The following is a 4,223-nucleotide window of genomic DNA, read 5'->3' as shown; positions in this document are numbered from 1 at the left end:
CCCAATGCTCTAAGAGTAAGTAGCGATCAAGTTCAGTTTCTTCAGTTCGGGAGAGGCTTCCAGATTTGTTGCGTTCGAGTAGTTCGCTCATCCGCGATTGTAAGGCTGGTGTGGGACGGATGGCGAGGATTGCTTCAGGACTGGGTTGACTTGCTAGAAGTTCGACAATTTGGCGATCGTCTTGGTAAGAGATCGTTTCTGTGGTGGGAATGTCTTCAAGTAGGCGATCTAGGGTTTCAGGGAGTCGATCGCCCAGTCGTTGTAGTTTTTCGCCGAGGCGATCGGGGACTTCTAGGATAATTTGCATGGTTTGTGGTTTCGAGATTGTGAGTTGTGTTTATTGTAGCAAGCTTGTTATGGGCGATCGCCTCTTTAGTCTTTGAGAAAGTAAAAGGTGAGCGGCTAGTTTACCGAGAGCATTACTGTAGATATGATGTAGTATGCTATTTCGTATGAACATCTTACCTAATACATGTTGGTGGCTGAAAGTGATTTTATGGCTAAACCATTTCTAAGCGCTAGCAATTTATTTGAAGTAGCCAAAAAAGGTTACACAAGAGGGCAATATAACTCATTGGCTAAAGCGAGTAATTTGGGCGGTCAGTATGAAGCACTAGTTGCTATTACATTTTCTGTAATGACCATTGAGGCATTTTTAGATGAACTTATTGCTTTATCTAGAGATAGAGAGGAACCTGATGCACAAGCACTTTTCTCTTCACTCAACGGACTTAAGTCAATTAAGGACAGACTATTTCATGCAAGTTGCAGTACTTCTGATACCCCGCTTGTTAGAGGAAATACTATATTTCAGGATTTTAAGCTTCTTGTTGATACTCGTGACCGAATTGTTCATCTATTGGCTGGAGATACTGTGGATGAGGGTCTTATAAAAAAGAATGCGGACATTTTGACAGAATTAAGAAAGCGCGGAATTAGCTCTGTTAAGCAATCCATAGGTATTCATAAAGAAGATGAAGATTTTACTAAAGAAGCTGAAGATAACCAAACAGTAGACCTCATGTGTCTTCCGTTCATTTCATCAGTTGCCACTGAAGATGTAGCAAAGTGGTCATACAAAGTAGTCTCTAAAGTAATTGCATCTTTTGTAGATGGAATGCGTGAATCGTCCTTTAAGAATTGTCTTAAAGACTATACTAGCGGTCGTTTTCAAGAACTATCTCAAAATGATTTAGATGAGCTTTTGGAGTTAAAAAAGATTTTTTTAAAATTCAACTGTTGGACATCTGATGATTTTCTCGCCAAAATCAGAAAAAAAGAGTTGATTGTGAGTATTCCTACAGATGTGTAGATTAGCGATTTAGCTCCAATTTCAGGCATTGGTCAGCTAACGGGGAATAGATGTGGAAATGCCCATTTTATAATGATAAACAATATGCAAGTACGTTGATCACGCTTTAACTGTCCAGTGCCTCCTACAAACCTTATAGCCGCGTTAAAAAAATGTCTGAAGAGATTGTTCAATTAATTTCAAATCCAAAAAATTTTACTGAAAAAGCATGGGTAGTGAACGTCAAATCGCAAGAGGTCGCTAGGCGATTCGGACATCAGACTATTGAGGTTGAACATTTTTTAATGGCAATGTTGGAACAAGAAGAAGGCTTTGTGGGTCATGTATTTCTATCAATGGATTTGCCGATTATAGGTTTCCAGAAACAAGTAGAAAAATTTTTGCTAAGCAAGAGGAGACCTCATCTTACTAGTTCAGATCAGATTTATTTAGGGGCTAAATTAGGAAGATGGATAAAATATGCCGAAAAGAGTCGCGAAAGTTTTGGTTATGATTTTATCGGAATCCAAAACTTGTTGTTGGGATTGAATGATTGCCGTCGGAAGTCCAGTGATATGCATTTTTGGTTATTGAATATATTAAAGGGAAGTTCAATTTATGATTTAATCATTTCTTTAGATCTCGAAGAATTAGAACAAATGTCTGATAAGTTTGAAGAAATGATTAAATCGCTATGTAAGACTGTCAGTGATTGTAGTACTGAATCTGAGTATACAGCTTTAAGACTATGTGGACGAATACAAAATTTACAACAACAGATTCCTATTGTCAGTGATAAGGCATTAGTTGATTTAGTTAATGGAATTCAGATTAATCAGGATATAATTAACTTCAGGCAAACCCGTAGTTTTATTGGGCGATTATTTGATGAAATTACAGGTAAAGATCGATCACGCCAAATTTTGGTTGAAAGTAACTTAAATTCGGGAATTCTATCTCTACATCAATTGATATTGTCTTTATCTGATAATCTACGAATTAGTGATGTTGCTCTAGAAATAACACAAGCTAAGCTATTAGAAGTCCGTAATGCCCTTCGTAAACATCGACAAGAAATTGATCTTCTCAACCAACTTAACACTCATTTACAAATTCAATTAGATGATCATGAACAACGTATTCAACATCTAGAAAAGCGAGTTTATAGAATTGAAGTCATTCAAAAAATTGATGCGATAATTGCCGCTTGGGTCTCTGGACGTACATATCAAGGCTTTTATTGGATAGTCCAAATTGTATTTGTAACTCGTGAAATAGTTGATTTTGCTCTTTCAGATTATGAAAGCATGACAGGTGATATCAGCCTGCGCTCAAAAATTATTGATCAACTTATTATCGCTAGTAGGCAAAAAATACTTGACAAATCTATTCCCTTGACAGATTTACTGAATCTAGCTTATCAGGAAACAGAAACAGATAAATGTCTATTGGCTCAAACTTTGCTAGAAGTAAGGTCACTTTCACCGTTAAGACTTTCATTAATGCCATATTTATTCACCATTGGTACGACTTTTGAGTTAGCTACACTTACAGAAGAATATCGCCCAAAAGATCCCGCGAAAATAGCTTTTGAGCTATGTTGCCGCGATTATAGTCTTATCCATCCTGTCACTGGCAAGAAAGAGTTGATTGAGCAAATTGTTTATGAAACAGCTAGCGATCGTCTTATGTTCAGAAACTCTCTAGGAAGATAAATCATGAATCCTACGTTTGGCTTAGTTCTTGCTGGTGGTGGTGCAAAAGGTGCATATCAAGCAGGAGCAATCAAATATCTTGCTGAAATTGATTTTGTTCCACATATCATCGCAGGAACCAGTATTGGAGCGCTCAATGGTGCAGTATTGGCGACTAACCTAAACTTTCAAAATGCAGCAAATCAGCTTGATGTGATGTGGAGATGTTTAGGCAAAGCAAATGTCATTCAACCTGATCGGGGTGCGATTGCTCAACTTGCCAGTTACATCATCCAAACTTCTCTCCCCACCTTTGGCGCATGGGCGACAAAATTACTCGAATCAATTGGCATACGCTCTAATTCAAAATCAATATTTGACCCTGCATCGATTGAAACATTTTTAAGCCGTGCTGTCGATCCACAACAACTACGCAATGGCATTGAGCTATGGGTTGCAGTGTTTCCTTCACTAAATATTTCTGAATTACAGTACGATCCAGCGATGCTATTGATCGACATGATTCGCGCCAAAATGGGACAAGATGCTCATTGGTTGCACGTTCAAGCGGCTCAAAGTGATCGCCAAATTTACGACATTTTATTAGCCAGTGCTGCAATTCCCCTTGCATTTCCCCAGCGCGAGATCAACGGCAATATTTATGTTGATGGCGGCTTTGCGGATAATGTGCCATTAGGGGCTTTAGCGGCTCAAGGATGCACCCATGCGATCGTGATTCATTTGGAAAATGGTGTAATCTGGAATCGTCATCAATTTCCAAATCAAACAGTAATTGAAATTCGTCCACAGGATTCCATCAATAAATCTGATGTGCCTCTTTATGGCGATGCGATTACTTTTCTTGATTTCAGTAGCGATCGCATTGAGTTATTAAAGCAACGAGGCTATGCTGATGCTAAAGCTTGTTTAGAACCAATTTTAAGAACTCTACAAATTGAAAGCGATCGGCAAAGAAGTCTGAATATCCTACAAAATAGAACACAGCAACTGGTTGATGATTCTCCTGTTTACTAGACGAAAATGCCTCACTTGTTGATCTTTTTCGGACTAGGCTTAGCCACTTTACTCGATTGTTTAGGCTTACGCTGAGCAGCTTTCTTCTCCTTACCCGTTGAACTCTTACCCAAATTCGGCTTAGCCGCCTCATCCAGATCGCCAAACTTCTTCGACCACCACTTCTCCTGAGAAGACCAGAAAAAGACCACATCCGCATGATC

5 protein-coding genes are annotated in these 4,223 nt (G+C 38.8%); 3 read left to right on the top strand and 2 right to left on the bottom strand.

Translation table 11 applies throughout. The features are described 5' to 3' along the window. Positions 1 to 307: hypothetical protein (locus B9G53_RS26475; RefSeq protein ID WP_094536406.1), on the bottom strand; the 307-nt coding region annotated here is incomplete at its 3' end. A 189-nt stretch (positions 308 to 496) separates the two neighbouring features. Between B9G53_RS26475 and B9G53_RS26470 the strand changes: the two genes are divergently transcribed. From B9G53_RS26470 to B9G53_RS26460, 3 genes are all read left to right on the top strand, one after another. Continuing rightward, a complete protein-coding gene (locus B9G53_RS26470; protein ID WP_141211915.1) occupies positions 497 to 1,312 on the top strand; it encodes a hypothetical protein in 816 nt (271 codons plus the stop codon). Between the two features lie 152 nt (positions 1,313 to 1,464). Next, positions 1,465 to 3,006 carry a diguanylate cyclase regulator RdcB family protein gene (locus B9G53_RS26465; protein WP_094536404.1) on the top strand — a complete coding sequence of 514 codons (1,542 nt, stop codon included), beginning with the start codon at positions 1,465 to 1,467 and terminating at the stop codon, positions 3,004 to 3,006. A gap of 3 nt (positions 3,007 to 3,009) precedes the next feature. Next, positions 3,010 to 4,020: a patatin-like phospholipase family protein gene (locus B9G53_RS26460; protein ID WP_094536403.1), complete on the top strand. Its 1,011-nt coding sequence runs from the start codon at positions 3,010 to 3,012 to the stop codon at positions 4,018 to 4,020. A gap of 11 nt (positions 4,021 to 4,031) precedes the next feature. Here B9G53_RS26460 and B9G53_RS26455 read toward each other — a convergent pair. After that, a partial coding sequence (locus B9G53_RS26455; RefSeq protein WP_141211914.1) for a hypothetical protein occupies positions 4,032 to 4,223 on the bottom strand: 192 nt, incomplete at its 5' end.

Origin of the sequence: Pseudanabaena sp. SR411 (genome assembly GCF_002251945.1) — a bacterium.
GTDB lineage: Bacteria > Cyanobacteriota > Cyanobacteriia > Pseudanabaenales > Pseudanabaenaceae > Pseudanabaena.
This window is presented reverse-complemented; position numbering and strand designations above follow the sequence as displayed.

Coding starts and splice junctions, on each gene's coding strand:
- B9G53_RS26470 (WP_141211915.1), top strand. CDS start 497: ATGGCTAAACCATTTCTAAGCGCTAGCAATTTATTTGAAGTAGCCAAA.
- B9G53_RS26465 (WP_094536404.1), top strand. CDS start 1,465: ATGTCTGAAGAGATTGTTCAATTAATTTCAAATCCAAAAAATTTTACT.
- B9G53_RS26460 (WP_094536403.1), top strand. CDS start 3,010: ATGAATCCTACGTTTGGCTTAGTTCTTGCTGGTGGTGGTGCAAAAGGT.